The organism is Pseudomonas panipatensis, assembly GCF_900099785.1.
GTDB classification, from domain to species: Bacteria; Pseudomonadota; Gammaproteobacteria; order Pseudomonadales; family Pseudomonadaceae; genus Pseudomonas; species Pseudomonas panipatensis.
In genome coordinates this window covers 94291-119354 of the sequence record NZ_FNDS01000001.1, presented here as the reverse complement: position 1 = coordinate 119354, position 25064 = coordinate 94291, and the positions used below count along the sequence as shown (strand labels likewise).

Below are 25064 nucleotides of genomic sequence, written 5' to 3'. Positions count from 1 at the left end.
ATGGATTTCGAACTCAGCGAAGAACAGCGCCTGCTGGTGGATAGCGCCCGGGCCTTCGCCAGCCGCGAACTGGCGCCACACGCGGCGGACTGGGACCGCGAGCATCACTTCCCGGTAACGGTGATCCGCCGCGCCGCCGAACAGGGCTACCTGGGCCTGTACATCGGCGAGGACGATGGCGGCCTCGGCCTGTCGCGGCTGTCCGCCTCGCTGATCTTCGAGCAACTGGCCGCCGGCTGCGTGGCCACCACCGCCTACATCACCATCCACAACATGGCCAGTTGGATGCTCGCCAGCTTCGGCGACGCCGCGCTCAAGGAGCAGTGGCTGCCCGGCCTGATCGGCGGCGAACTGCTCGCCTCCTACTGCCTCACCGAGCCGGACGCCGGTTCCGACGCCGCGCACCTGCGCACCCGCGCCCGCCGCGACGGCGAGGAATACGTGCTGGACGGCGCCAAGACCTTCATCTCCGGCGCCGGCTCGACCGACGTGCTGATCGTCATGGCGCGCACCGGCGAGGATGGCGCCAAGGGCATCTCCTGCTTCCTGGTGCCGGCCAACGCCGAGGGCGTGCGCTACGGCCGCAACGAAGACAAGATGGGCTGGAAGGCACAGCCGACCCGCACCATCACCTTCGAGGGCGTGCGCATCCCGGCGGGCAACCGCATCGGCCCGGAGGGCCAGGGCTTCGTCTACGCCATGAAGGGCCTCGACGGCGGCCGCCTGAACATCGCCAGTTGCTCCCTCGGCGCGGCCCAGGCGGCGCTGGAACAGTCGCTGCGCTACGTCGAGGAACGCAAGCAGTTCGGCAAGGCCCTGGCCGAGTTCCAGGCCTTGCAGTTCAAGCTCGCCGACATGCTCACCGACCTCACCGCCAGCCGCCAGATGGTCCGGCTGGCGGCGCACAAGCTGGATCACCAGGATGGCGAGGCGACCCTCTACTGCGCCATGGCCAAGCGCTTCGCCACCGACCGCTGCTTCGCCCTGTGCAACGAGGCGCTGCAACTGCACGGTGGCTACGGCTACCTCAACGACTACCCGCTGGAGCGCTGGGTGCGCGACGCCCGCGTGCACCAGATTCTCGAAGGCACCAACGAAATCATGCGCGTGATCATCGCCCGCCGCCTGCTCGACCAGGGCGGCATGCTCGACCGCCTGCTCTGAATCAGGCGAATGGCAAAAGCGCCCGCCGCGACGGGGGCAAACTGGACACTTCGGACATAGACCCGCGCCCCGCGCCTGCCTAGAGTCCCGCAGATACCGCCGGCCGCCACGCGGCGGCAACCGACAAGGAGACACCCATGAGCAACGCCGTCGAACCCTACAAGCCCGGCCACTTCGACCTGACCCACAAGCTCACCGTGGAGAAGCACGGGCACACCGCGCTCATCACCATCAACCACCCGCCGGCCAACACCTGGGACCGCGACTCGCTGATCGGCCTGCGCCAGCTCATCGAACACCTCAACCGCGACGACGACATCTACGCCCTGGTGATCAGCGGACAGGGACCGAAGTTCTTCTCCGCCGGCGCCGACCTGAACATGTTCGCCGACGGCGACAAGGCCCGTGCCCGCGAAATGGCCCGGCGCTTCGGCGAAGCCTTCGAGGCGCTGCGCGACTTCCGTGGCGTGTCCATCGCCGCGATCAACGGCTACGCCATGGGTGGCGGCCTGGAATGCGCCCTGGCCTGCGACATCCGCATCGCCGAGCGCCACGCGCAGATGGCCCTGCCGGAAGCCGCGGTGGGCCTGCTGCCCTGCGCCGGCGGCACCCAGGCGCTGGCCTGGCTGGTCGGCGAAGGCTGGGCCAAGCGCATGATCCTCTGCGGCGAGCGGGTCGACGCCGAGACCGCCCTGCGCATCGGCCTGGTCGAGCAGGTGGTGGACAGCGGCGAAGCGCGTGGCAGCGCCCTGCTGCTGGCGGCCAAGGTAGCGCGGCAAAGTCCGGTGGCGGTGCGCACCATCAAGCCGCTGATCCAGGGCGCGCGCCAGCGCGGGCCGAACACCTGGCTGCCGGAGGAGCGCGAGCGCTTCGTCGATCTGTTCGACGCCGACGACACCCGCGAGGGCGTCAACGCCTTCCTGGAGAAACGCGAGCCGAACTGGCGCAACAAATAAGGACGGCCCCATGAACGTACTTTTCGAGGAACGCCACGGCCTGCACGGCTACCGCATCGGCATCGCCACCCTGGACGCCGAAAAGAGCCTCAACGCCCTCAGCCTGCCGATGATCGAAGCCCTGGCGCACCAGCTCAAGGTCTGGCGCCGCGACGAGCGCATCGCCTGCGTACTGTTGCGCGGCAGCGGCGGCAAGGCCTTCTGCGCCGGTGGCGACGTGCGCAAGCTGGTCGATGCCTGCCGCGAACACCCCGGCGAGGTGCCGGAACTGGGCCGGCGCTTCTTCGCCGACGAATACCGTCTCGATCACCTCATCCATACCTACGGCAAACCGCTGATCTGTTGGGCCCACGGCTACGTGATGGGCGGCGGCATGGGCCTGATGCAGGGCGCCGGGGTGCGCATCGTCACGCCATCCAGCCGTCTGGCCATGCCGGAAATCAGCATCGGCCTGTACCCGGACGTCGGCGCCAGTTGGTTCCTTGCCCGCCTGCCGGGCCGCCTGGGGCTGTTCCTCGGCCTCGGCGCGACGCAGATGAACGCCCGCGACGCGCTGGACCTCGACCTCGCCGACCGCTTCCTGCTCGACGACCAGCAGGACGCGCTGCTCGACGGCCTGGTGCAGTTGAACTGGCGCGAACGCACCGAGGTGCAACTGCACAGCCTGCTCCGCGCGCTGGAGCACGAGGCCCGTGGCGCGCTGCCGGAAGCCCAGTTGCTGCCGCGCCGCGAACGCCTCGACGCGCTGCTCGACTGCGCCGACGCCGCCGACGCCTGGCAGGCCCTGGCCGCCTGCCAGGACGACGCCGATGCCTTGCTCGCGCGCGCGGCGAAAACCATGGCCAGCGGCTGCCCGCTGACCGCCCGGCTGGTCTGGGAACAGATCCGCCGCGCGCGCCATGCCTCCCTCGCCGAGGTGTTCCGCATGGAGTACGCCATGAGCCTGAACTGCTGCCGCCACCCGGAGTTCGCCGAAGGCGTGCGCGCCCGGCTGATCGACAAGGACAACGCACCGAACTGGCACTGGGCGGATATCGCTGCCATACCTGAGGCAGTGGTGGAGGCGCATTTCGAGGCGACCTGGGAGGGCGCGCACCCGCTGGCGGATCTCTGATCGTCGCTCTCCCTGGTTCGCCGACGCCCCCTTGCCGGGCTGTCGGCAGGCTACGCGCCGGCCGGCGCCACGCGGTCCGGCGCGCACAACCAGAGGAGAACGCACATGAAACAGATCGCCTTCATCGGTCTCGGCCACATGGGCGCGCCCATGGCCGCCAACCTGCTCAAGGCCGGCTACCTGCTGCGGGTCTTCGACCTGGTGCAGAGCGCCATGGACGGCCTGGTGCCACTGGGCGCCAACGCCGCGCGCAGCGCCCACGACGCGGTGGACGGCGCCGATGTGGTCATCACCATGTTGCCGGCCAGCGTGCACGTCGAGGGGCTCTACCTCGGCGACGAAGGCCTGCTCAAGCACATCGCCCCCGGCACCCTGGTGCTGGAGTGCTCGACCATCGCCCCCAACTCGGCGCGCAAAGTGCACCATGCGGCGGCCGAGCGGAACATCCCGATGCTCGACGCCCCGGTCTCCGGCGGCACCGGCGGGGCCATCGCCGGCACCCTGACCTTCATGGTCGGCGGCGACGCGACTGTGCTGGAGAAGGCCAGGCCGATTTTCTCCGCCATGGGCCGCAACATCTTCCACGCCGGCGGCGACGGCGCGGGACAGGTCGCCAAGGTGTGCAACAACCAGTTGCTGGCGATCCTCATGATCGGCACGGCCGAATCCCTAGCCCTCGGCGTCGCCAACGGCCTCGACCCGGTGGTGCTGTCGGAGATCATGCGCCGTAGCTCCGGCGGCAACTGGGCCCTGGAGGTCTACAACCCCTGGCCCGGCGTGATGGAAAACGCACCGGCCTCGCGCGGCTACAACGGCGGCTTCATGACCTCGCTGATGGCCAAGGACCTGGGCCTGGCCCAGGAAGCCGCGCAGGTCAGCGGCAGCAGCACGCCGCTGGGTGGCCTGGCCCTGAGCCTGTACCGCCTGCTGCTCAAGCAAGGCTATGGCGAGAAGGACTTTTCCGTGGTGCAGAAGCTGTTCGACCACTGAGGGCGCACGGATAGCCGATTCGCCAAACAGCCGGACCACCCTGGGCTATGGCGATATCCAGGCGCTAGGCGCGCCGGCAGGTCTTCTGGCCGCCAGCGATGCGGTGATCGGCGTGTTCTTCATCGCCCTGGCAGTAGCCCGCGTCACCAACCTGCTGCACGACCGCGAGCTTGGATTGTGAAGCCAGACTAACGAGTGCATGGAAGCGGCAGCGGTTTATCCGGCATCGACCAAGCTCGATCATGGCCGCCGTTCCTGCCGCCGTCGCGGCTCAACTCACGGAGATCTCCCATGAAAATCGCCCTGATCGGCGCCACCGGCCACGTTGGCCAATACTTCCTCGAAGAAGCCCTGCGCCGCGGCCATGCCGTCAGCGCCCTGCTCCGCGAGCCGAGCAAGCTGGCCGGTCGCGATGGCGTCACGCCGCTGCAGGCGGATGTCTACGACCCGGCCCAGGTGGCCCGCGCGGTGGCCGGCCATGACCTGGTGATCAGCGCCTTCAACGCCGGCTGGGGCGAGCCGCAGATCCGCGCCCGCCACGCCGCCGGCAGCCGCGCCATCCTCGACGGCGTCAAGGCTTCCGGGGTCAAGCGCCTGCTCGTGCTGGGTGGTGCCGGCAGCCTGGAAATCGCCCCCGGCCAGCGCCTGGTGGACAGCCCCGACTTCCCCGCGCAATGGAAGGAAGGCGCCCTCGGCGCCGCCGATGCGCTCGACCAGTTGCGTGGCGAAAAGGAGCTGGATTGGGTCCTGCTCAGCCCGGCGATGCTGCTCGAAGGCGAAACCCGCAGCGCCCGCTTCCGCATCGGCGGCGACCAGGTGCTGTTCGACGCCGCGGGCGAAAGCCGCATCTCCCTGCCGGACCTGGCGGTGGCCATGCTCGACGAAGCGGAAAAGCCGGCCCACCACCGCCAACGCTTCACCGTGGCCTACTGAGCCGGAATGACGGGTTCGGCGGTCACGCACCTCCCCTGCCCGCCAAACACCGCCCCAATCGTGGGGCGGATAACGCCCGAGGCGTTATTCGTCCCACGCTGCCGACTCATCGGCGGAGGGCGCCCGTCGGCTGGGCGGAGCTGCGCTACCCATAAGGCTCCAGGCCGACCAGCGAGGCGCCCGCTGCGGCTCAGCCCGCGCGCTGCGCCGGCGTGACGATGTCGAACCAGAAGTCGAAGTCATCCAGCATGCCGAACAGTTTGCGCAGCAACAGCGGGTTGCCCGAACTCTTCAGCTTGCCTTCGGCGATCAACAGCAGCGGCGACACCTCCTTGAGCAGCAGGCGGTTGAGGTCGGCGCGGTCGATGGTCACGGTCTGCCCGGCGTCCTCGCTCTGCACGCCCTTGAGGTTGTTCAGGTGCGAGTTTTTCAGTTCCAGCAGGTATTCCTCGTGGATGTCCGGCAGGCGCAGGTTGATGCTCAGCGCCTCGCCTTCGGCCTTCGCCGCGTTCAGCCGCACGCCCAGGTAGTCGAACAGCAGGCCGGTATCCATCGCCGCCAGGGCGTCGGGGTTGGCGCCCCTGAGCGACGGCAGGTCGCGCGGCACGCCGTGGCGCAGTTCGTCAGCGGCGGCCAGGTAGCTGTTGCGCCAGCCGGCGTTCTCCGCCTGGTAGCCGAGTTGCTCCAAGGCATCGGCCTGCAACTGGCGCGCGGCCTGGTTGCCCGGTTCGGCGAAGACCAGCTTGTTGACCACCTCCACCACCCAGCGGTACTCGCCCTTGTCGTAGGACTGCCGGGCCAGTTGCAACAGGTGCTCGGCGCCGCCCATGTACTCCACGTAGTGCTTCGCCGAGTCTTCCGGGGCCAGCGGGTCGAGGGTCGCCGGGTTGCCGTCGTAGTAGCCCAGGTACTTGTTCACCACCGCGCGCACGTTGTGGCTGACCGAGCCGTGGTAGCCGCGGTTGTACCACTCCCTGGCCAGCTCATCGGGCACCTTCAGGCGCTCGTGAATCTGATTGATGGTCACCCCCTGGTTGGCCAGGTGCAGGCTCTGGTCGTTGAGGTAGCCGTACATGTCACGCTGCTTCTCCAGGGTGCGGACGATGTCGTCGTGGCCCCAGCGCGGCCAGTTGTGCACGGCGAACATCACCTCGGCCTGGTCGCCGTAGCGGTGCAGCGCCTGGTTGATGTACTTGCTCCAGGCCAGCGCATCGCGGGTCTCCGCGCCGCGCAGGGTGTAGAGGTTGTGCAGGGTGCCGGTGACGTTCTCGGCCATCAGCAGGGCCTTCTGCTGCGGCAACCAGACGTTCATCTCGGCGGGGGCTTCGGTGCCCGGGGTGTTCTGGAAACTGAAAGGCACGCCATCGATCACCAGTTCCTCGTTGTCCGCGACGATCGAGCGGGTCGGCGCGATCAGGCTCAGCGGGCCATGCGCCAGGCCTTTGCCGATGGCCATGTCGACCTGCCCGCGCGGCCCCTGGGCCAGCTCGGTGCCGTACTGGTAGGTGGCGCGGCGGATCATGGCGTTGCCGGCCAGCACGTTCTCCTTGATCGCCGACTCCATGAAGCCCTTGGGCGCGATGATCTGCACCTCGCCCTTGTCCACCTGCTCCTGGCTGACCAGGCCCTTGACCCCACCGAAATGGTCGGCGTGGGCGTGGCTGTAGATGATCGCCCTGATCGGCCGCTGGCCCAGTTCCTGGCTGACCAGGGCATAGGCCGCCTTGGCGGTGGCCGGGGTGGTCAGGGTGTCGATGACGATCCAGCCGCTCTGCCCCTGGACGAAGGTGATGTTGGCCAGGTCGAAGCCGCGCACCTGGTAAATCCCATCGGTGACCTTGAACAGGCCGTACTTGAGGTTGAGCAGCGCCTGGCGCTGCAGGCTGGGGTTGATGCTGTCGATGTCCTGGCCGGCGTTGAGGAAGTCATAGCCGCCGAGTTGCCAGGCGACGCTGCCGTCCTCGTTCTTGATCAGCAGATTTTCCGGTCGCTTGATCAGCCCCCTGTCGACCCGCTCGAAGTCCGCACGGTCGGCGAACGGCAGTGCTTCGCGGACCTTCTGCTGGGCCGCGACGGTGAAGGCGCTCGGCGGCTTGGGCGCATCGGCGGGCAGATCGGCGGCCATCAGGTTCGGGCACAGGCCGCAGAGGAGGATGGCGGTGGACAGTCGGATCATGCGGGAACTCCGGTTCTTGTTTTGGCAATGGCGCTGATACGGCTGGCACTATGCCGAGCAAGCAGCCAATAATTCCAATGCATTCCTTTTCAACTTCCAATGCATAGCGTGCATGAACGACCTTCGCCAGCTCCGCCATTTCGTCGCCCTGGCCGAACACGGCCACTTCGCCCGCGCCGCCGAGGCAGTGAGCCTCAGCCAACCGGCGCTGTCGCGCAGCATCCAGGCCCTGGAAAACCAGCTCGACTGTCGCCTGCTCGACCGCAACCCGCGCGGCATCAGCCTCACCGCCCACGGCCGGCTGGTGCTGGAACACGCGCGCCGGCTGCTCGCCGGCAGCCGCGCGCTGGACAACGCGGTGCGCCAGTTGGGCAACCTGGAAGCCGGCGAGCTGCGCCTCGGCGCCGGGCCCTTCCCGGCGGCGCGGCTGCTGCCGCAGACCCTGGCCGCGTATAGCCGCGCGCACCCCAAGGTCAGCCTCGTGCTGTGCATCGAAAACTGGCAGAACCTGCACCAGCGCCTGCTCGACGATGAACTGGAGCTATTCGTCGCCGATTACAGCGAACTCAGGGACGACCCGCGGCTGGACATCCAGCCGCTGCGGGTGCACGAAAGCCGCCTGTGCTGTCGCCCCGGGCACCCGCTGCTCGCCGCCGCGACACTCGACCTGGCCGCCTTGCAGGGTTTTCCGCTGGCCGGTCCGCGCCTGCCGCGCGATGCCGAGCAAGGCCTGGCCGCCGCGCTGGGACGCGAGCAGCCGCTGGACGTGCAGTGCGACGACGTCCTGCTGCTCAAGGAATTGGTGAGGAACAGCGATGTGATTTGCCTGGCGACCTGGGATGTGATCGCCGCCGATGTCGCCGCCGGGCACCTGGCCGCGCTGCCCTGGCCGGGTTTGCTGGACGGCGCCAGTCCGCGTGGCTCGGCCTATGCCCTGGTGCGCCACGCCAGCCGCAGCCTGTCGCCGGCGGCGGATGCCTTCGTGCAGCGGTTGCTGGAGACCGACGCCAGCGGCGAAGCGCTCAGTCCGCCGCATGCCTGACGGCACCCGCGGGTGCCGTCGGCCGTTTGTCGATCAACGCCGCCAATCGTGGTCACGGTAGTCGCGATCGCGGTCGTATCCGTGGCCGTAGCCGCGGTCATAGCCACGCTCGTAGTAACCCGCTGGCGGACCGTAGTAACGCGGGCCGCCGCGCCAGCCATGATCATGCTCATAGACCACGCAACCGGACAGCGGAAGGAACAACAGCAGAGCGATGAATAAGCGACGCATGGCGCCTCCTGGACTGGGCAAGTCCGCTTCGCGGGTTCGCGAAACAGTGACTTAACCGATCAGACAGAAGGCGCCCCGGCGAGTGCCGCGCGCCAAGGTAAAGCTTTTGTAAAACAGCCGTTTACGCCCGCAGGGCGGGCCAGTGCAGAAGGCCGAACAGAAGCACCTGCAGGCGCTCCAGCCAGGGCCGCCGACGGGCGCGCAGGCGCCGGCCGAAGAGCAGCACCTCGCCGAGGTGGGCCAGCAGGAGCGCCCCGGCCAGCAGCATCAGCGGGCGGTGCAGCTCGCCGAACGGGTAGATCAGATTGAGCGCGGCGACCAGCCAGAACATGGCCAGGGCGCCCTTGGCGAATGACAGCGTGTGGGACATGGAGAACTCCGCGGCGGTGGAAGGTCCGCGCAGTCTGCCGCGAGCCATGCGCGGGTGCCTACCGACTTTCGTCGGGCGCACCAAATTGCAGCGCGCCTGCCGCATTTGTGGGCGACGCATCGCCCGGCAGCGCCGGCGAACGCCCCTCGAAAGCGCGGCAAAGCCATCAACCACGGGCCCTACAGCAAGTTGGCACGCCGCTCGCTATGCATCACCCGTGCAGGAGTTGCCCGCGTCGCCGGGTCCGCAGCACCACAATTCGACAATGGATGGCTAGGGTTCCGGCTCGCGCAGCGAGTGTCTGGTCCGAGAGCCATCGACCTCCAGCGAGGTTACACGGCGGGACAAAAGCCCGGGAGAAGCGTGCGACAGATGCCGCCGACTCCTGCCTGCCCGACAACCGAACCGGAGTGTTTCAATGTTCAAGCCCCGTCTGCCCGCCCTGCTCGCCGCCGTTCTCGCCACCTCGCTGGCCACCTTCAGCCTGTCCGCCGCCGCCGCGCCCAAGGACAGCTTCAACCTCTGCTGGACCATCTACGCCGGCTGGATGCCCTGGGAATACGCGGCCAGCCACGGCATCGTCGACAAGTGGGCGAAGAAGTACGGGATCAAGGTCAAGCTGACCCAGCTCAACGACTACATCGAGTCGATCAACCAGTACACCGCCGGCCAGTTCGACGGCTGCACCATGACCAACATGGACGCCCTGACCATCCCCGCCGCCGGCGGCGTCGACTCCACCGCGCTGATCGTCAGCGACTTCTCCAACGGTAACGACGGCATCGTGCTCAAGGGCGAAGGCAAGACCCTCGCCGACCTCAAGGGCATGAAGGTCAACCTGGTCGAACTCTCGGTCTCCCACTACCTGCTGGCCCGCGCCCTGGAAAGCGCCAAGCTCAGCGAGAAGGACGTGAAGACCGTCAACACCTCCGACGCCGACATCGCCGCCGCCTTCGACACCGACGAAGTGCAGGCCGTGACCACTTGGAACCCGATGCTCTCTGAGGTGCGCGCCAAGCCCGGCACCAGCGAGGTGTTCGACTCCAGCAAGGTGCCCGGCGAAATCATGGACATGATGGTGGTCAACAGCCAGACGCTGAAGGACAACCCGGCCCTGGGCAAAGCGCTGACCGGCGCCTGGTTCGAGACCCTGGCGCTGATGCAGGCCGACAACGCCGAGAGCAAGGCGGCGCTGGCGCACATGGCCAAGGCCTCGGGCACCGACCTGGCCGGCTACCAGGCGCAACTGGCCACCACCAAGCTGTTCTACACGCCGCGCGAAGCCCTCGATTTCGCCACCGGCGCCAGCCTGCCGGCGACCATGGACAAGGTGGCGAAATTCTCCTTCGCCCACGGCCTGCTCGGCGAAGGCGCGAAGAGCCCCGACGCGGTCGGCATGAGCTTCGCCAACGGCGCCAGCCTCGGCGCGCAAGGCAACCTCAAGCTGCGCTTCGACCCGAGCTACGTGCAGCTGGCCGCCGACGGAAAACTCTAAGGCGCCCGACGCGCCAGCGTTATCCGCCCGACGTCCTGCCAAAGAGACGAGCCATGCGCCTGATCAACCTGCAACCCGAACGCGGCAGCCGGCTGTTCCTGGTCCTGCTGCCCTTCGCCCTGCTGCTGTTCGCCTACTTCACCGGGTCGGCCAGCCGCCTGGCGGAGAACCCCAACGACAAGCTGCTGCCCAGCGCCGCGCAGATGGTCGATGCCGTCGAGCGCCTGGCCTTCAGCACCGACCAGCGCACCGGCGACGTGCTGTTCTGGGGCGACACCGGCGCCAGCCTGCAGCGCCTCGGCCTCGGCCTGGGCATCGCCGCCCTGCTCGGCCTGGTGCTCGGCGTGGCCGCCGGCAGCGTGCCGCTGTTCGGCGCGCCGCTGTCGCCGCTGCTCACCGTGCTGTCGATGATTCCACCGCTGGCGGTGCTGCCGGTGCTGTTCATCGTCTTCGGCCTCGGCGAGCTGTCCAAGGTGGTGCTGATCGTGGTCGGCATCACCCCCTGCATCGCCCGCGACATCGAACAGCGCGCGCGGGAAATCCCCCGCGAACTGCTGATCAAGGCGCAGACCCTCGGCGCCTCGACCTGGACCCTGATCCTCCGGGTGGTCCTGCCCCAACTGCTGCCGCGCCTGCTCATCTCGCTGCGGCTGATGCTCGGCTCGGCCTGGCTGTACCTGATCGCCGCCGAAGCCATCGCCTCCACCGACGGCCTCGGCTACCGCATCTTCCTGGTCCGCCGCTACCTGGCGATGGACGTGATCCTGCCCTACGTGGTGTGGATCACCCTGCTCGCCTGGCTGCTCGACTACGCACTGCGCCTGCTCACCCGGCGCGCCTTCCCCTGGTACGAAGGAGGCAAGGCATGAGTTTCCTCAGCGTCCGCAATGTCTGGCAGCGCTATGCCGACAACCTGGTGCTGGAGCGCCTCAACCTGGAGGTCGACGAAGGCGAGTTCTGCACCCTGGTCGGCGCCTCCGGCTGCGGCAAGTCGACCTTCCTGCGCCTGCTGCTCGGCCAGGAACTGCCCAGCCGTGGCGACATCCTCCTCGACGGCCGGCCGCTGCCCGGCGAACCGGACCCGAGCCGCGGCGTGGTGTTCCAGCGCTACTCGGTGTTCCCGCACCTGAGCGTGCTGGACAACGTCGCCCTCGGCCTGGAATTGCCGCGCTCGCCGCTGCTCGGCCGGCTGTTCGGCGCGGCCAAGCGCCAGGCCCGCGAGGAAGCCGCCGCGCTGCTGGAGAAAGTCGGCCTCGGCCACGCCCTGGAGCAATACCCCAGCGCGCTGTCCGGCGGCATGCAGCAACGCCTGGCCATCGCCCAGGCGCTGGTGATGAAACCGCGCGTGCTGCTCCTCGACGAACCCTTCGGCGCGCTCGATCCGGGCATCCGCAAGGACATGCACGCGCTGCTGCTGCAGCTCTGGCGGGAAACCCGGCTGACCGTGTTCATGGTCACCCATGACCTGTCCGAGGGCTTCACCCTCGGCACCCGCCTGCTGGTTTTCGACAAGGTCCGCCTCGACCCGCACGCGCCCGGCGCCTATGGCGCGCGCATCACCTACGACATTCCCCTGAACGCCGACCGCCGGGCCGCCCGCGCTGCCATCGCCGCGCTGCCGCCACGCCTCGTCGGGCAACCCGAAGACGACGCCCCGGTACTCACCCCGGCCTACTGACACGAGGAAGCGCCATGACCGCCACTCTCGCCCTGCGTCCCACCCTCTACGAAGAAACCGTCCCCGGCGGCGGCCACACCTCCTTCGTCCTCAAGCGCGGCCAGTTGCTGCGCCTGACCGACCTGGAAGGCGGCGGCAACGTCAGCCTGCTGCTGTTCAACGCCGCGGAAAAGAGCGAGCGCCTCAACCTGCCGGACAGCCTCAAGGCCCAGCACACCGCCAAGCTCAGCGCCGGCCACTGCCTGTACTCCGACATGGGCCGCGTGCTGGCGGCCATCAGCGCCGACACCTGCGGCTGGCATGACAGCTTCGGCGGCGTGCTGAACGCCGCCGAGGTGCTGGAGAAATACGGCGCGGGCCGCTACCAGGAACTGCGCAACGGCTTCTACCGCAACGGCGTGGACAACCTGCTGGTGGAAATGGGCAAGTGGGACATGCGCCTGCAAGACCTGCTGATGTGCCTGAACCTGTTCAGCCGCGTCGACGTCGACGCCGACGGCTGCTTCCACTTCGTGCCCGGCAACGCCAAGGCCGGCGACTACGTCGAGCTGTACGCGCCGATGGATACCCTGGTGGTGCTCACCGCCCTGCAGCACCCGCTGGACCCGAACCCGCGCTACGCGCCCAAGCCCATCGGCCTGTCCTGGCACAAGGTCGAGTCCGACGGCATCAGCGTGCTCTGCCGCACCTCGCGCCCGGAGAACGGCCGCGGCTTCCACAACACCGAACGCCTGTACATCTGAGGAGCGCGAGCATGCCCATCACCCACAGCGACAAGCACCCCGAAGCCGCCGTCTCGCGCCGCCTGATCGCCGCCGGCGAACCCAGCCTCAGCGAACTCAAGGCCGGGCAGACCCTGCGCATCCTCGACCTGGAAGGCAACCAGGCGGTCGACACCCTCTTCTACAACGCACGCAACCCGCGCGAGCGCTATGACGTGCAACGCACCCTGCGCAAGCAGGGGCGGGTCTACCTGAGCAGCGGCAGCGTGCTCTATTCCAACCTCGGCAACCCGATGCTGACCATCAGCGCCGACACCTGCGGCCGCCACGACACCCTCGGCGGCGCCTGCGCCCAGGAAAGCAACACGGTGCGCTACGCCCTCGACAAGCGCTACATGCACAGCTGCCGCGACAACTTCCTGCGCGCCTGCCTGCACGACGGGCGCCTGTCCAAGGCCGACATCAGCCACAACATCAACTTCTTCATGAACGTGCCGGTCACCGCCGAGGGCGGCCTGACCTTCGAGGACGGCATCTCGGCGGCCGGCAAGTACGTCGAACTGGTCGCGCACATGGACATCATCGTACTGATCTCCAACTGCCCGCAGTTGAACAACCCGTGCAACGGCTGGAACCCGACCCCGGCGGAGCTGCTGGTATGGGACTGACCGCGCGCCTGCGCCACTGGCTCTGGCTGCTCTGCCAGAGCCGCTCGGGACAATGCCTGCGCCAAGCCCCCGTCGCCGGGATCGAGCGCCGCGCCCCCACAGCGAGGCGGCAGGCGATTGATGGGTAGCGCTTCGCTCCGCCCATCCTGCGAATCCTGTTTCCATCCCGGACGGCCGGGATGCGGACCCAATAGCGGCGGGACGGCCCGCCACCCCATGGGGACTTCCTCATGTTCGACAAACTCCTGATCGCCAACCGCGGCGCCATCGCCTGCCGCATCCTGCGCACCCTGCGTGCCCTCGACGTGCAGGGCGTGGCGGTGTACGCCGAAGCCGACGCCGCCAGCCTGCACATCCAGCAGGCCGACCAGGCCTTCAGCCTCGGCGACGGCCCGGCCGCCAGCACCTACCTGGTGGTCGAGAAAATCCTCGGCGCCGCTCGCGACAGCGGCGCCAGCGCCATCCACCCCGGCTACGGCTTCCTCTCCGAGAATGCCGCCTTCGCCGAGGCCTGCGAGGCCGCCGGCATCGCCTTCGTCGGGCCGACGCCCGAGCAGTTGCGCGTGTTCGGCCTCAAGCACACCGCACGCGCCCTGGCCAAGGCGCACGGCGTACCGATGCTCGAAGGCACCGACCTGCTGGAAAACCTCGACGCCGCCCTGCTCGCCGCCGAGCGCGTCGGCTACCCGGTGATGCTCAAGAGCACCGCCGGCGGCGGCGGCATCGGCATGCGCGTGTGCCGCCACGCCAGCGAGCTGAGCGACGCCTTCGAGGCGGTGAAGCGCCTGGGACAGAACAACTTCAGCGACGCCGGGGTGTTCATCGAGAAATACATCCAGCGCGCCCGCCACCTGGAAGTACAGGTGTTCGGCGACGGCCGCGGCGACGTCATCGCCCTCGGCGTGCGCGACTGCTCGGTGCAGCGGCGCAACCAGAAGGTGCTGGAGGAAACCCCGGCGCCGAACCTGCCGGCCGGCATGGCCGAGCAGCTCTGCGCGGCGGCGATCACCCTGGCCAAGGCGGTGAACTATCGCAGCGCCGGCACCGTGGAATTCGTCTACGACAGCGCGGCCGAACGCTTCTACTTCCTCGAAGTGAACACCCGCCTGCAGGTCGAGCACGGCGTCACCGAGCAGGTCTGGGGCGTCGACCTGGTGCGCTGGATGATCGAACTGGCGGCCGGCGAGCTGCCGCCGCTGGCCGAGCTGGCCGCCGGCCTCGAGCCCGTGGGCCACGCCATCCAGGCCCGGCTCTACGCCGAGGACCCGGGCCGCGACTTCCAGCCCTGCCCCGGCCTGCTCACCGCCGTGCGCTTCCCGGCGGCCGACGGCAAGCACCTGCGCCTCGACACCTGGGTCGAGGCCGGCTGCGAGATCCCGCCCTACTTCGATCCGATGATCGCCAAGCTGATCGCCTGGGCGCCCGACCGCGAGCAGGCCCGCGCCAGCCTCGACCGCGCCCTCGGCGACACCGAGCTGTACGGCGTCGAATGCAACCGTGGCTACCTGCGGCAGATCCTCGCCGACACGCCCTTCGCCAGCGGCTCGCCCTGGACCCGCTGCCTTGAGGGCCTGCGCTACCGCGCCGAGACCCTCGAAGTGCTCAGCGCCGGCACCCAGACCAGCGTGCAGGACTACCCCGGACGCCTCGGCTACTGGGCCGTGGGCGTGCCGCCGTCGGGGCCGATGGACGACCGCGCGCTGCGCCTCGGCAACCGTCTGCTGGGCAACCCGGAAGGCGCGGCGGCGCTGGAGATCACCCTCAACGGTCCGAGCCTGCGCTTCAACACCGACGCCGTGGTCGCCGTCTGCGGCGCGCCGATCGGCGTGACCCTCGACGGCCGCGAGCAGCCGATGGACCGCACGCTCTTCGTGCCGGCCGGCGCCGTGCTCAGCCTGGGCGCCATCGCCGGCGCCGGGGCGCGCAGCTACCTGTGCCTGCGCGGCGGCCTGCAACTGCCGGACTACCTGGGCAGCAAGAGCACCTTCACCCTCGGCCAGTTCGGCGGCCACGGCGGCCGCGCCCTGCGCGCCGGCGACGTGCTGCACCTGGCGCCATTGCACGACGCGCGCCACGGCGAGTGCCTGCCGGCCGAACTGCGCAGCGAGCTGCCGGCGCTGCGGCGCATCCGCGTCATCTACGGCCCCCACGGCGCCCCGGAATACTTCAGCCCGGCTTACATCGAGACGTTCTTCGCCACCGCCTGGGAGGTCCATTTCAACTCCAGCCGCACCGGCGTGCGCCTGATCGGGCCGAAGCCGGAATGGGTGCGCGACAGCGGCGGCGAGGCCGGCCTGCACCCGTCGAACATCCACGACAACCCCTATGCCGTCGGCGCGGTGGACTTCACCGGCGACATGCCGGTGATCCTCGGCCCGGACGGCCCGAGCCTGGGCGGCTTCGTCTGCCCGGTGACGGTGATCGAGGCCGACCTCTGGCAGCTCGGCCAGCTCAAGGCCGGCGACAAGGTGCGCTTCGAGCCGGTGGATATCTCCAGCGCGCGGGCCCTGGCGCAGGCGCGCAACGGCGAAGTGCGGAGCCTCCAGGCCAGCACCGGGCAGCGCCTCGCCGCGCCGCAACGGACGACCGCGGAGCACCTGCTCTCGCCCATCGTGCTCGACCTCGGCGAAGGCGACACGCGCCTGGTCGCGCGGCTCTCCGGCGACACCCACCTGCTGCTGGAAATCGGCCCGGCGGAGCTGGACCTGGTGCTGCGCTTCCGTGGCCATGCGCTGATGCAGGCGCTGGAGGCCCTGGCCCTGGACGGCGTGATCGACCTGACGCCGGGCATCCGCTCGCTGCAAGTGCACTACCAGCCGGAAACCCTGCCGCTGCAACGGCTGCTGGCCACCGTCGCCGGTCTCTGGGACGACGTCTGCTCGGCGCAGGACCTGCGCGTGCCCTCGCGCATCGTCCACCTGCCGCTGTCCTGGGACGACCCGGCCTGCCGCCTGGCCATCGACAAGTACATGACCACGGTGCGCAAGGACGCGCCCTGGTGCCCGAGCAACCTGGAGTTCATCCGCCGCATCAACGAGCTGCCGGACCTGCAGGCCGTGTACCGCACCGTCTTCGACGCCAGCTACCTGGTGCTCGGCCTCGGCGACGTCTACCTCGGCGCGCCCGTCGCCACCCCGCTCGACCCGCGCCAGCGGCTGGTCACCACCAAGTACAACCCGGCGCGCACCTGGACCGCGGAAAACTCGGTGGGCATCGGCGGCGCCTACCTCTGCGTGTACGGCATGGAAGGCCCCGGCGGCTACCAGTTCGTCGGCCGCACCCTGCAGATGTGGAACCGCTACCGCGCAGTCGAGGCCTTCGACGGCAAGCCCTGGCTGCTGCGCTTCTTCGACCAGATCCGCTTCTATCCGGTGGACGCCGAGGAACTGCTGCGCATCCGCCGCGACTTCCCCCTCGGGCGCTACCCGCTGCGCATCGAGCACAGCGAGCTGCGCCTGGCCGACTACCAGGACTTCCTCGCCCGCGAGGCCGAGGGCATCGCCGCTTTCCGCGACCACCAGCGTGCCGCCTTCGACGCCGAACGGCAGCGCTGGATCGCTTCCGGCCAGGCGCATTTCGACAGCGAGGAAGTCGCCCCCGAACTCGGTGAGGATGCGCCGCTGGGCGCTGGCCAGCACGCCATCGAAAGCCATGTCGCCGGCAATCTCTGGCAGGTGCAGGTGGCCGAGGGCGCCAGCGTCAAGGCCGGCGACGTGCTGGTGATCCTTGAGTCGATGAAGATGGAAATCCCCCTCACCGCACCGCGCGACGGCGTGGTCCGCGAAGTCCGCGTGCAGCCCGGCTCGCCGGTGCGGGCGGGGCAGCGCGTGGTGGTGCTGGAAGAGGCCTGACCGCACGGCGGAGCCCCCCTCTCCCAGCGGGGAGAGGGAACCGTTCGACGCCCGCCTCAACGACCGAACGCTTTCTACAACTCGCGCCGGATTGCGCCTTCCCCCCTCGCCCTCCAGATGAGGGCCGGGGGACAGGGCAGCCGGCCCTGAACTGGACACCAGACCATGAGCCAAGCCTTCGACCTCCGCCTCGCCACCCTCCGCGCCATCTACCGCGACGGCCGCAGCACCCCGCGCCAACTGATCGCCGGCCTGCGCGACAAAGCCGCGGCGCTGAACCCGGATTACCACCTGTTCCTGCACCTGCTCAGCCTCGACGAACTGGAGCCCTACCTGGCCGCGCTGGACGGGCAGTCGCCGGAGACCCTGCCGCTGTACGGCATCCCCTTCGCCATCAAGGACAACATCGACCTCGCCGGCATCCCCACCACCGCCGCCTGCCCGGCCTTCGCCTACACCCCGAACGAATCGGCGAGCCTGGTGCAACGGCTGATCGAACTGGGCGCGGTGCCGCTGGGCAAGACCAACCTCGACCAGTTCGCCACCGGCCTCAACGGCACCCGCTCGCCCTACGGCGAATGCCGCAACAGCGTGCTGCCGGAGTACCCCTCCGGCGGCTCCAGCGCCGGCTCCTCGCTGGCCGTGGCGCTGGGCGTCGCCAGCTTCGCCCTGGGTACCGACACCGCCGGCTCCGGGCGGGTGCCGGCGGCGCTGAACAACCTGGTCGGGCTCAAGCCATCCAAGGGCCTGCTGTCCAACCACGGCCTGCTGCCGGCCTGCCGCAGCCTGGACAGCATCACCTTCTTCACCGCCAGCGCCGCCGAAGCCAGCGAATTGCTCGCCCTGAGCGCGCGCCACGACCCGCTGGACGCCTACAGCCGCCGCAACCCGCTGTGGAACGACGGCAGCGCCTTCGGCACCCCGCGGCCGTTCCGCTTCGGCGTGCCGCGCGGCGCCGACCTGGAGTTCTTCGGTTGCGCCGAAGGCCCGGCCTTGTTCGAGCAGGCCATCGCGCAACTGCGCGCCCTTGGTGGCGAAGCCGTGACGGTGGATTTCTCGCCCTTCCTCGAAGCCGCGCGGCTGCTTTATGAAGGGCCCTGGGTGGCGGAACGCTACAGCGTCGTCGGCGAGCTCATCGAACGTGATCCCGAGGCGGTGCTGCCAGTGATCCGCGCGGTGCTGGAGAAGGCGCCCGGCGCCAGCGCGGTGGAGGCCTTCCGCGCGCAGTACCGCCTGCAGGAACTGAAAGCGCAGTGCGATGCCGTCCTGGCCGAGCTCGACTGCGTGCTCACGCCGACCATCGGCCGCCCGGTGACCCTCGCCGAGCTGCACGCCGAGCCGGTGCGGCGCAACGCCGAACTGGGTTACTACACCAACTTCATGAACCTGCTCGACTACGCCGCCGTGGCGCTGCCCAGCGCCTTCATGGCCAACGGCCTGCCCTGGGGCCTGACCCTGTTCGGCCGGGTCTTCACCGATCAGTACCTGCTCAGCCTCGGCGATGCCCTGCAACGCCACAGCGGCCTGCCGCTGATCGGTGGCAACGCCCTGGCCACGCCGGCGCCGGCCGGCACCGCGCGCAATGACCGCGCGCGCCTGGTGGTGTGCGGCGCGCACCTCGATGGCCTGGCGCTGAACGGGCAATTGCGCCAGCGCGGCGCGCGTCTGCTCGAAGCCACCCGCAGCGCCCCCGCCTACAAGCTCTACGCCCTGGCCGGCGGGCCGCCGCTGCGCCCGGGCATGCTCCGCGTGGCCGAGGGCGGCCAGGCCATCGACGTGGAAGTCTGGGAACTGCCCAGTGCCGAACTCGGTTCCTTCCTCACCGGCATCCCGGCGCCGCTGGGCCTGGGCAAGGTGGAACTGCACGACGGCCGCTGGGAAACCGGCTTCATCTGCGACGCCTGGGGCCTCGACGGAGCCGAGGACATCAGCGCCTTCGGCGGTTGGCGCGCCTGGCTGGCCAGCCGCGCCTGAGCCTTCCGCGCCCGCCCGGCAACTGCGACACCGGGCGGGCTGGAGAGCTGGCCCAGGAGTCGCTAGAGTGAATCTGTCGCCTGTCGCCAAGGATGCAGAATGCCCACGCTCAGCCATCACGACGCCCAATCGAGGGTCAATGACATCCACGCCTTCACCCGCGAGTTGCAACGCCTGCGCGAGGAAGGCGCGCTGAGCCTGGACGCGGACCAGCGCGCCGGCCTGGAGGCGCACCACCTGCGCCTGCTCGACGACTACCGCGCACAATTCGACATCGACCGCGACAGCCAGGACAGCCGCCTCTCCCTGGGCATGCGCATGGCCTCGTTCCTCGGCGCGCTGGCCCTGGCGGCCAGCCTGTTCTTCCTCTTCTACCAGTTCTGGGGGCTGTTCGGCGAAAGCGTCCAGGTCGCCATCCTCATCGGCGCCTCCCTGGTCACCCTGCTGGCGACCTTCTGGCTGCAACGCCACGACGCCTCCGGCTACTTCGCCAAACTGTCGGCCATGCTGGCCTTCGCCGCCCTGGTGCTGAACGTCAGCATGCTCGGGCAGATCTTCAACATCACCCCCTCGGACCGCGCCCTGCTGCCCTGGGCCGCCTATGCCCTGCTGCTCGCCTACGTCTGCCAGTCGCGGCTGTTGCTGGGCGCCGGGCTGATCTGCCTGATGGGCTTCGTCGCCGCGCGCTGCGGCACCTGGAACGGCGTCTACTGGCTGGACGTCGGCGAACGCCCGGAGAACTTCTTCCCCGCCGCGCTGCTGATCTTCGCCATCCCCCTGCTGTTCAACCAGCACCGCTTCGACGGTTTCGCCGCGCTGTACCGCGAGTTCGGCCTGCTCGGCCTGTTCCTACCGATGCTGGTGATGGCCAACTGGGGCGGCGGCAGTTACCTGCCCTTCAGCGCGCACCGCCTGGAAGGCTTCTACCAGGTGCTCGGCTTCGTCTTCGCCGCGGCGGCCATCTGGCTGGGCGCCAAGCGCGAATGGCCGGAGGTGGTGAATACCGGCTTGGTGTTCTTCGTCATCTTCCTCTACACCAAGTTCTTCGACTGGTGGTGGGACGCCATGCCCAAGTACCTGTTCTTCCTGGTGCTGGGACTGGCGGCGGTGCTGATCCTCTTCGTCCTGCGCTACCTGCGCAACGTGCATGGCCTGCTGGGAGGACGCCCGTGATGAACTGGACACGTAGCCACGGCCTGCTCGCCGGACTCGGCCTGGTCCTGCTGGTCAACGCCGCCGCCCTCGGCGCGGCGGCCTGGAACCGCAGCGGCGAACCGGAAAGCCGGTTGACCCTGAGCGAGCGCGAACTGCAGCGCAACAGCGACTGGCACCAGGAAAACAGCGGCATCAGCCTGCGCCTGCTGTGGCGCCTCCCCAGCGACGAACCCGACGCCCCCTGGGCGCCGCGTATCGCCGCAGAAACCATGCAGGGCCTGGGCTTCCGCGTGCCGACGCACATCGACCGTGGCAGCGCCCTGCTCTTCGACCACCAGCAGGCGCGCGACGCCCTGCTGGTGCTGGAACTCGACGGCCCGCTGTACCAGCGCGAGCTGCGCCTGGCGCGGCAACGCCTGGCGCAGGCGGAAAAGGCCCTGGCCGCCGCCCCCGACAACGTGCACCTGAAGAGCGAGCGGGATTTCCAGCGCGAGAACCTGGAGCACGAAGAGAATCTCGCCAGCCGCCTGTTCCTCGCCGACGCCGGCACCGACCTGCGGGCGCTGCGCGCGCGCTACCCGGACCGCCAGCACTACGCCATCGTGCATGGCCAGGTGCGGCCGCTGTCGCTGTACCGCAACCGCGCCTGGGTCATCGGCGGCAACGCCAGCACCGAGGGCGTGCGCGCACTGAACGTGCCGCAGCGCTGGCACGCCGAACTCGAAGGGCTGGCCCCGCGCGCCGAACGCCGCGCCATCGAGGAAGCCGGGGAACCCTTCGTCGCCGAGGTCGCCTTCGGCCAACGCCTGGAGCCCTGGATCGAGCAGATACAGGCGCAGTGATCGGCAGGTCGGCCATCGCCAGCCCCTTGCGCGCAAGCGCCGGGGGCTGCACCCTGTGCGCCCGTCGCAACACCGTCAGACGCCCATGAGCGACACCCTCGACCCCAGCCGCTGCCCGCTCTGCGGCCAACGCAACCACTGCCGCCAGGCCAGCCCGGACGCCAGCGACGCCGCCTGCTGGTGCTTCGCCGCGCGGATCGACCCGCAGGCGCTGCGCCGCGTGCCGCCCGAGCAACTCGACCGCGCCTGCCTCTGCCCACGCTGTGCGCAGAACCTGCCGCCTACGGACGAGCCGAGCTGATGCGCCTGGACCGTTTCCTCGCCAACCTGCCGCATCTCAGCCGCCAGGACGCGCGCCTGCACCTCGCCGCCGGGCGCGTGCGAGTCGATGGCGCCAGCGTGCGCGACGGCCAGCACGAAGTGCGCGTGTTCAACCGCGTGGAGCTGGACGGCGAACTGCTGCAGGCCGGCAAGCCGGCGCGCTACTTCATGCTGCACAAGCCTGCGGGCTGCGTCAGCGCCACCCGCGATGCCGAGCACCGCACCGTGCTCGATCTGCTCGACGAACCGGACAAGGACGACCTGCACATCGGCGGGCGCCTCGACTTCAACAGCACCGGCCTGTTGCTGATCACCAACGACGGCCAGTGGTCGCGGCGCATGACCCTGCCCGGACGCAAGCTGGCCAAGGTCTACTACGTGGAGACCGAGCAGCCGATCGAGGCGCACTACGCGCAGGTCTTCGCCGAGGGCCTGTACTTCCGCTACGAAGACCTCACCACCCTCCCCGCGCACCTGGAAATCCTCGCCCCGCGCGCCGCCCGCCTGACCTTGCACGAAGGCCGCTACCACCAGGTCAAGCGCATGTTCGGGCACTTTCAGAACAAGGTGACGCGGCTGCACCGCGAGCGCATGGGCAGCCTGAGCCTCGATCCGCAGCTGGCGCCCGGCCAGTATCGCGCCCTCAGCGCGGCGGAAATCGCTGACCTGGAATGACGCCCGAGAGGGTTTGCAGCGGCCCTGCGACGCCGACTAAGCTGCGAGGACGCCAGCGCCTCGAAGGACCACGATGAAGATTCTGCACACCACCCTGTTGCTGTTCGGCCTGGCCGCCACCCCGGCACTGGTAGCGCCAGCCTTCGCCGCATCGCCTCAGGCCGCCTCCGGGCACGCCTCGCCGCTGAACGACCTGCAGGCCGCCGTGAAGAAGCTGCGCCCCGGGCAATTCCTCTGGTACCCGGAAATCTCCCCGCAAGGGCCGGTGACCGTGGTGGTCAGCCTTACCGAACAGCGCGCCTACGTGTACCGCAACGGCATCGCCATCGGCGTGGCCACCGTCAGCACCGGCAAGCGTGGCCGGGAAACCCCCACCGGGGTGTTCACCATCCTGCAGAAGAAGGTCGAGTACCAGTCCGACCTCTACGACAGTGCGCCCATGCCCTACATGCAGCGCCTGACCTGGGACGGCATCGCCCTGCACGCCGGCCGCCTGCCCGGCTACCCGGCCTCGCACGGCTGCATCCGCCTGCCCATGGACTTCGCCAAGCGGCTCTACGAAGTCACCGGCTTCAGCTCCACCACCGTGGTCATCTCCGACGCCAGGAGTTCGCCGGTGGAGGTCTACCACCCCGGCCTGCTGGCGCCACAGGTCAGCGACGGCAGGGCCAGCGGCCCGTCCAGCCCGGCGGTCGAGCCTTACTGGAGCGACCCCGGCCCGAGCAGCGGACCGCTCTCGGTGCTGATCAGCCGCGCCGACCGGCGCGCCTACGTTTATCGCGGCGGCACGCAGATCGGCAGCGCGCCGGTGAGTTTCGACAACCCCGGCGCCAGAACCGGCGTCGCCGCCTTCTCCCTGCTGCAGAAACCCAGCCCGGAACAGATCGCCAGCGCCACCCCGAACCTGCGCTGGAGCGCGGTGCAGGTGAGCAACCCGCAGGCCGGCCTGACACCGCGCGAACAGCTGGGCAAATTCAGCATGGACCCGTACTTCCTGCACGACCTGCTGCTGGCCATGGACGTCGGCAGCACCCTGGTGATCACCGACCTGCCGTCCAGCCGCGAGACGCAAAGCACCTCGGACTTCACGGTGATCACTACCAATGACCGACGGGCGGTACCGGCATCGATTAAAAAATAAGCGAAAATCTGGACAAATTTCGCGCACTTGCGCGCTTAACTGAAAAAAGACCTTAGGAATAAATAACACAGGGGGACCGGCGCCATGCCGTCCATTGCACTGCTGTGGGGAAAGCTCCGGCCGTTGTTTGCCGGGGCTGCGCTTTATGCGCTGGGAGGCTGGAGCGCCGCCCATGCCGCTGGTCTGCCCAGCGCCGAAGAACTGCACCGCCTGGCCCCGGCCACCGACATCAAGGCCCTGCGCCTGGCGCTCAACGCCTACCAGTGCGCCAGCAGCCAGTTGGGCGGCAAGGGTGAGCTGCTGACCGTCATCGACTACTCCAAGCCCTCGCGCGACAAGCGCCTCTGGGTGTTCGACCTGAAGCAGCGCAAGCTGCTCTTCGAAGAGTGGGTGGCCCACGGCAAGAACAGCGGCGCCGACCTGGCCACCGCCTTCTCCAACCGGCCGAACAGCTACCAGTCGTCCCTCGGCCTGTACCAGACCGGGCAGATCTACAGCGGCAAGCATGGCCGCTCGCTGCGCCTGCAAGGACTGGAGCCGGGCTTCAACGACAACAGCGAAGAGCGCGCCATCGTCGTCCACGCCGCCGCCTATGCCGATCCCAAGGTGGTCCCCGGCCTCGGCCGCCTCGGCCGCAGCCAGGGTTGCCCGGCGGTCCGCCCGGCCGTGGCGCAGAAGCTGATCGACACCCTGCAGAAAGGCAGCTACGTGTTCGCCTACTACCCGCAGCAGCAATGGCTGAGCAACTCGCAGTTCCTCGCCGGCGCCAGTTGCACGGTAGCGAAGAACCCCGGCATCAACCGCTACGCGCAGAACCTCGCCAAGCGCTGAGCGAAGCACGCCTCATCGCGGGGCTGACCCCGCGCCCCCCGCGCGCGCCTACCCGAGAACCTCCCTCGCGTAGGCGCGCGACCTGCCCAGGCCGCCCGTGGCGAGCCTGGCGCTTCCGACTAACGCCCCTCGGACGCCAGCCGGCGCGCCGTCGCATAGAGCCGCTCGCTATCCGCGGCCAGCAGCTGCAGGCAGGTGAAGGCGCCTGCGAGCACCTCGGCCGAAGGCGCGCCGAGATCGCGGGCACCGGCCAGCAGCTGGAGCATATCGAGCAACGCGGAATGACGGGCCTGGGCCGCGTCGAAGAGATCGAGGGCGCCAGGTGCGGTATCGATATCCAGGTATTTGAACGTGTGTGCGTGAGGCATGAGTAGGTCCTTGGGATGATTAGCCTTCACCTACCCGCCAAGACGCCAACCCTGGAGAGCAGGCCGTACAGGTTGGCGTACCGGCCCAAAGTTCCGGCGCATCCGAAGATGCCCTGCACGGCCCGCCCATGACACAGGCATGACCATGCCGGCCGGAGCGTTGCCGCTCTGGCCCACTTTGGGAAAACGAGACGCCAATCCCGTACCGCCCAGGTTGGGCGGCGCGGACACGTTAGGCAGACGGCGACGGGCTGTCAATGCAGCCCGTAGGTCGAATAACGCGCAGCGTTATCCGCCGCCGTCGGCTTTCGTTCCGCGGGGGCTCCCGCCAGGGCCGGCGCCCGCGGAGCAACCCGGTCGGAATCGC

Annotated in this window: 24 protein-coding genes and 1 riboswitch; of the genes, 19 read left to right on the top strand and 5 right to left on the bottom strand. The window is 69.1% G+C overall.

Going from position 1 to position 25064, the window contains the following annotated elements; translation table 11 throughout:
* The 4 genes from BLQ74_RS00555 (at position 1) to mmsB (ending at position 4224) form a co-directional block, all read left to right on the top strand.
* Positions 1 to 1164, top strand: a complete 1164-nt coding sequence (locus BLQ74_RS00555) for an isobutyryl-CoA dehydrogenase (protein WP_090259746.1) — start codon at positions 1 to 3, stop codon at positions 1162 to 1164.
* Positions 1165 to 1301: 137 nt separating this feature from the next.
* Positions 1302 to 2120: an enoyl-CoA hydratase gene (locus BLQ74_RS00550; RefSeq protein WP_090259744.1), complete on the top strand. Its 819-nt coding sequence runs from the start codon at positions 1302 to 1304 to the stop codon at positions 2118 to 2120.
* A gap of 10 nt (positions 2121 to 2130) precedes the next feature.
* Entirely contained in the window at positions 2131 to 3234 is a 1104-nt protein-coding gene (locus BLQ74_RS00545) for an enoyl-CoA hydratase/isomerase family protein (RefSeq protein ID WP_090259741.1), read from the top strand.
* 105 nt (positions 3235 to 3339) lie between these two features.
* Positions 3340 to 4224 carry a 3-hydroxyisobutyrate dehydrogenase gene (gene mmsB, locus BLQ74_RS00540; protein WP_090259739.1) on the top strand — a complete coding sequence of 295 codons (885 nt, stop codon included), beginning with the start codon at positions 3340 to 3342 and terminating at the stop codon, positions 4222 to 4224.
* Positions 4225 to 4288: 64 nt separating this feature from the next.
* On the opposite strand, the gene BLQ74_RS00535 is transcribed toward mmsB, so the two are convergent.
* Entirely contained in the window at positions 4289 to 4468 is a 180-nt protein-coding gene (locus tag BLQ74_RS00535; protein ID WP_090259737.1) for a hypothetical protein, read from the bottom strand.
* 47 nt (positions 4469 to 4515) lie between these two features.
* Here BLQ74_RS00535 and BLQ74_RS00530 point away from each other — a divergent pair, with 47 nt between their 5' ends.
* A complete protein-coding gene (locus BLQ74_RS00530) occupies positions 4516 to 5157 on the top strand; it encodes an NAD(P)-dependent oxidoreductase (RefSeq protein ID WP_090259735.1) in 642 nt (213 codons plus the stop codon).
* A 190-nt stretch (positions 5158 to 5347) separates the two neighbouring features.
* Here the strand turns inward: BLQ74_RS00530 and BLQ74_RS00525 are convergent, their stop codons facing one another.
* On the bottom strand, positions 5348 to 7333 hold the full coding sequence (locus BLQ74_RS00525) for an alkyl/aryl-sulfatase (protein WP_425287469.1): 1986 nt from the start codon (positions 7331 to 7333) through the stop codon (positions 5348 to 5350).
* Positions 7334 to 7445: 112 nt separating this feature from the next.
* Here BLQ74_RS00525 and BLQ74_RS00520 point away from each other — a divergent pair, with 112 nt between their 5' ends.
* Positions 7446 to 8375, top strand: a complete 930-nt coding sequence (locus BLQ74_RS00520) for a LysR family transcriptional regulator (RefSeq protein WP_090259733.1) — start codon at positions 7446 to 7448, stop codon at positions 8373 to 8375.
* Between the two features lie 33 nt (positions 8376 to 8408).
* Here the strand turns inward: BLQ74_RS00520 and BLQ74_RS00515 are convergent, their stop codons facing one another.
* Both BLQ74_RS00515 and BLQ74_RS00510 read right to left on the bottom strand, forming a co-directional pair.
* Positions 8409 to 8606, bottom strand: a complete 198-nt coding sequence (locus BLQ74_RS00515) for a hypothetical protein (protein ID WP_090259731.1) — start codon at positions 8604 to 8606, stop codon at positions 8409 to 8411.
* Between the two features lie 121 nt (positions 8607 to 8727).
* Positions 8728 to 8976 carry a DUF1145 domain-containing protein gene (locus BLQ74_RS00510; RefSeq protein WP_090259729.1) on the bottom strand — a complete coding sequence of 83 codons (249 nt, stop codon included), beginning with the start codon at positions 8974 to 8976 and terminating at the stop codon, positions 8728 to 8730.
* Positions 8977 to 9238: 262 nt separating this feature from the next.
* Positions 9239 to 9337, top strand: a riboswitch (guanidine-I (ykkC/yxkD leader).
* Between the two features lie 57 nt (positions 9338 to 9394).
* Between BLQ74_RS00510 and BLQ74_RS00505 the strand changes: the two genes are divergently transcribed.
* The 13 genes from BLQ74_RS00505 to BLQ74_RS00445 all read left to right on the top strand — a co-directional run bounded on the left by BLQ74_RS00505 (position 9395) and on the right by BLQ74_RS00445 (position 24329).
* Complete coding sequence (locus tag BLQ74_RS00505; protein ID WP_090259726.1) at positions 9395 to 10471, top strand: putative urea ABC transporter substrate-binding protein; 1077 nt, start codon at positions 9395 to 9397, stop codon at positions 10469 to 10471.
* A 53-nt stretch (positions 10472 to 10524) separates the two neighbouring features.
* On the top strand, positions 10525 to 11340 hold the full coding sequence (locus tag BLQ74_RS00500) for an ABC transporter permease (protein ID WP_090259725.1): 816 nt from the start codon (positions 10525 to 10527) through the stop codon (positions 11338 to 11340).
* On the top strand, positions 11337 to 12149 hold the full coding sequence (locus tag BLQ74_RS00495) for an ABC transporter ATP-binding protein (protein WP_090259723.1): 813 nt from the start codon (positions 11337 to 11339) through the stop codon (positions 12147 to 12149). Before BLQ74_RS00500 ends, BLQ74_RS00495 begins: the two co-directional genes overlap by 4 nt.
* A 14-nt stretch (positions 12150 to 12163) precedes the next feature.
* Positions 12164 to 12892: an urea amidolyase associated protein UAAP1 gene (locus BLQ74_RS00490; protein WP_090259721.1), complete on the top strand. Its 729-nt coding sequence runs from the start codon at positions 12164 to 12166 to the stop codon at positions 12890 to 12892.
* Positions 12893 to 12903: 11 nt separating this feature from the next.
* Positions 12904 to 13539: an urea amidolyase associated protein UAAP2 gene (locus BLQ74_RS00485; protein WP_090259719.1), complete on the top strand. Its 636-nt coding sequence runs from the start codon at positions 12904 to 12906 to the stop codon at positions 13537 to 13539.
* A gap of 230 nt (positions 13540 to 13769) precedes the next feature.
* Positions 13770 to 17390 carry an urea carboxylase gene (gene uca / locus BLQ74_RS00480; RefSeq protein ID WP_090259717.1) on the top strand — a complete coding sequence of 1207 codons (3621 nt, stop codon included), beginning with the start codon at positions 13770 to 13772 and terminating at the stop codon, positions 17388 to 17390.
* A 165-nt stretch (positions 17391 to 17555) separates the two neighbouring features.
* Positions 17556 to 19364, top strand: a complete 1809-nt coding sequence (atzF, locus tag BLQ74_RS00475) for an allophanate hydrolase (RefSeq protein ID WP_090259716.1) — start codon at positions 17556 to 17558, stop codon at positions 19362 to 19364.
* Between the two features lie 99 nt (positions 19365 to 19463).
* Positions 19464 to 20537 (top strand): DUF2157 domain-containing protein, encoded by a 1074-nt coding sequence (locus BLQ74_RS00470; protein ID WP_090259713.1) that lies wholly within the window; start codon positions 19464 to 19466, stop codon positions 20535 to 20537.
* On the top strand, positions 20537 to 21361 hold the full coding sequence (locus tag BLQ74_RS00465; protein WP_090259711.1) for a DUF4824 family protein: 825 nt from the start codon (positions 20537 to 20539) through the stop codon (positions 21359 to 21361). The genes BLQ74_RS00470 and BLQ74_RS00465 overlap by 1 nt, the downstream gene beginning before the upstream one ends.
* Before the next feature lie 85 nt (positions 21362 to 21446).
* Positions 21447 to 21662 (top strand): cysteine-rich CWC family protein, encoded by a 216-nt coding sequence (locus tag BLQ74_RS00460; RefSeq protein WP_090259709.1) that lies wholly within the window; start codon positions 21447 to 21449, stop codon positions 21660 to 21662.
* Positions 21662 to 22357, top strand: a complete 696-nt coding sequence (locus tag BLQ74_RS00455) for a pseudouridine synthase (RefSeq protein ID WP_090259707.1) — start codon at positions 21662 to 21664, stop codon at positions 22355 to 22357. The genes BLQ74_RS00460 and BLQ74_RS00455 overlap by 1 nt, the downstream gene beginning before the upstream one ends.
* A 73-nt stretch (positions 22358 to 22430) precedes the next feature.
* Complete coding sequence (locus tag BLQ74_RS00450; RefSeq protein WP_090259705.1) at positions 22431 to 23498, top strand: L,D-transpeptidase; 1068 nt, start codon at positions 22431 to 22433, stop codon at positions 23496 to 23498.
* A gap of 84 nt (positions 23499 to 23582) precedes the next feature.
* Entirely contained in the window at positions 23583 to 24329 is a 747-nt protein-coding gene (locus tag BLQ74_RS00445; RefSeq protein WP_090259703.1) for a murein L,D-transpeptidase catalytic domain family protein, read from the top strand.
* 119 nt (positions 24330 to 24448) lie between these two features.
* Here BLQ74_RS00445 and BLQ74_RS00440 read toward each other — a convergent pair whose 3' ends face one another.
* Positions 24449 to 24697, bottom strand: a complete 249-nt coding sequence (locus BLQ74_RS00440) for a hypothetical protein (protein WP_090259700.1) — start codon at positions 24695 to 24697, stop codon at positions 24449 to 24451.
* Between the last annotated feature and the right edge of the window lie 367 nt (positions 24698 to 25064).

Excerpts from the sequence above, each read along its gene's own strand:
- BLQ74_RS00545 (WP_090259741.1), top strand. The coding sequence starts at position 2,131 with ATGAACGTACTTTTCGAGGAACGCCACGGCCTGCACGGCTACCGCATC.
- BLQ74_RS00530 (WP_090259735.1), top strand. The coding sequence starts at position 4,516 with ATGAAAATCGCCCTGATCGGCGCCACCGGCCACGTTGGCCAATACTTC.
- BLQ74_RS00450 (WP_090259705.1), top strand. The coding sequence starts at position 22,431 with ATGAAGATTCTGCACACCACCCTGTTGCTGTTCGGCCTGGCCGCCACC.
- atzF (WP_090259716.1), top strand. The coding sequence starts at position 17,556 with ATGAGCCAAGCCTTCGACCTCCGCCTCGCCACCCTCCGCGCCATCTAC.
- BLQ74_RS00455 (WP_090259707.1), top strand. The coding sequence starts at position 21,662 with ATGCGCCTGGACCGTTTCCTCGCCAACCTGCCGCATCTCAGCCGCCAG.
- BLQ74_RS00550 (WP_090259744.1), top strand. The coding sequence starts at position 1,302 with ATGAGCAACGCCGTCGAACCCTACAAGCCCGGCCACTTCGACCTGACC.
- BLQ74_RS00445 (WP_090259703.1), top strand. The coding sequence starts at position 23,583 with ATGCCGTCCATTGCACTGCTGTGGGGAAAGCTCCGGCCGTTGTTTGCC.
- BLQ74_RS00440 (WP_090259700.1), bottom strand. The coding sequence starts at position 24,697 with ATGCCTCACGCACACACGTTCAAATACCTGGATATCGATACCGCACCT.
- uca (WP_090259717.1), top strand. The coding sequence starts at position 13,770 with ATGTTCGACAAACTCCTGATCGCCAACCGCGGCGCCATCGCCTGCCGC.
- BLQ74_RS00470 (WP_090259713.1), top strand. The coding sequence starts at position 19,464 with ATGCCCACGCTCAGCCATCACGACGCCCAATCGAGGGTCAATGACATC.
- BLQ74_RS00525 (WP_425287469.1), bottom strand. The coding sequence starts at position 7,333 with ATGATCCGACTGTCCACCGCCATCCTCCTCTGCGGCCTGTGCCCGAAC.
- BLQ74_RS00460 (WP_090259709.1), top strand. The coding sequence starts at position 21,447 with ATGAGCGACACCCTCGACCCCAGCCGCTGCCCGCTCTGCGGCCAACGC.
- BLQ74_RS00505 (WP_090259726.1), top strand. The coding sequence starts at position 9,395 with ATGTTCAAGCCCCGTCTGCCCGCCCTGCTCGCCGCCGTTCTCGCCACC.
- BLQ74_RS00465 (WP_090259711.1), top strand. The coding sequence starts at position 20,537 with ATGAACTGGACACGTAGCCACGGCCTGCTCGCCGGACTCGGCCTGGTC.
- BLQ74_RS00555 (WP_090259746.1), top strand. The coding sequence starts at position 1 with ATGGATTTCGAACTCAGCGAAGAACAGCGCCTGCTGGTGGATAGCGCC.
- BLQ74_RS00515 (WP_090259731.1), bottom strand. The coding sequence starts at position 8,606 with ATGCGTCGCTTATTCATCGCTCTGCTGTTGTTCCTTCCGCTGTCCGGT.
- BLQ74_RS00490 (WP_090259721.1), top strand. The coding sequence starts at position 12,164 with ATGACCGCCACTCTCGCCCTGCGTCCCACCCTCTACGAAGAAACCGTC.
- BLQ74_RS00485 (WP_090259719.1), top strand. The coding sequence starts at position 12,904 with ATGCCCATCACCCACAGCGACAAGCACCCCGAAGCCGCCGTCTCGCGC.
- BLQ74_RS00500 (WP_090259725.1), top strand. The coding sequence starts at position 10,525 with ATGCGCCTGATCAACCTGCAACCCGAACGCGGCAGCCGGCTGTTCCTG.
- BLQ74_RS00535 (WP_090259737.1), bottom strand. The coding sequence starts at position 4,468 with ATGATCGAGCTTGGTCGATGCCGGATAAACCGCTGCCGCTTCCATGCA.
- BLQ74_RS00495 (WP_090259723.1), top strand. The coding sequence starts at position 11,337 with ATGAGTTTCCTCAGCGTCCGCAATGTCTGGCAGCGCTATGCCGACAAC.
- BLQ74_RS00510 (WP_090259729.1), bottom strand. The coding sequence starts at position 8,976 with ATGTCCCACACGCTGTCATTCGCCAAGGGCGCCCTGGCCATGTTCTGG.
- mmsB (WP_090259739.1), top strand. The coding sequence starts at position 3,340 with ATGAAACAGATCGCCTTCATCGGTCTCGGCCACATGGGCGCGCCCATG.
- BLQ74_RS00520 (WP_090259733.1), top strand. The coding sequence starts at position 7,446 with ATGAACGACCTTCGCCAGCTCCGCCATTTCGTCGCCCTGGCCGAACAC.